Origin of the sequence: Virgibacillus salexigens, from assembly GCF_014905415.1 — a bacterium.
Classification (GTDB): Bacteria; Bacillota; Bacilli; order Bacillales; family Amphibacillaceae; genus Virgibacillus; species Virgibacillus salexigens.
In genome coordinates this window covers 1-354 of record NZ_BNEO01000060.1, presented here as the reverse complement: position 1 = coordinate 354, position 354 = coordinate 1, and the positions used below count along the sequence as shown (strand labels likewise).

At 40.7% G+C, this 354-nt stretch carries 1 pseudogene; it reads left to right on the top strand.

Annotation, left to right across the window (positions count from 1 at the left end):
• Nucleotides 1–16 precede the first annotated feature (16 nt).
• A pseudogene (locus JKP73_RS23315) lies at nucleotides 17–354 on the top strand (phosphonate C-P lyase system protein PhnH); the annotation flags it as partial.

The window sequence follows — 354 nt, the reverse complement described above, 5'->3', positions numbered from 1 at the left end:
GCTTCCTGCATATACCTTGGCAAAGTCAGCGCCACTTCATGAAGCAGATTACATTATTGTTCTTCAAGCTGCGTTGCAACAAGATATAGTGGAAGCTTTGCAGCAATGCAAGATAGGGAATTTAATAGATCCGCAATTTTCATCTACGTGGTTTCTAGAAAGGTCTGGGGTCGTGAATCAAGCAGAGGTGCTATTAACTGGACCAGGGATTAAGGATGAAGCAGAATAACAAATAGGTTTACCAAAGGAATTATGGACAACGCGAAATAAACGTGTAAAGGAATATCCATTAGGAATAGATTTGATTTGCTTAGACAACGAGGCAAATCTTGTATGTGTGCCGCGAACACCAAA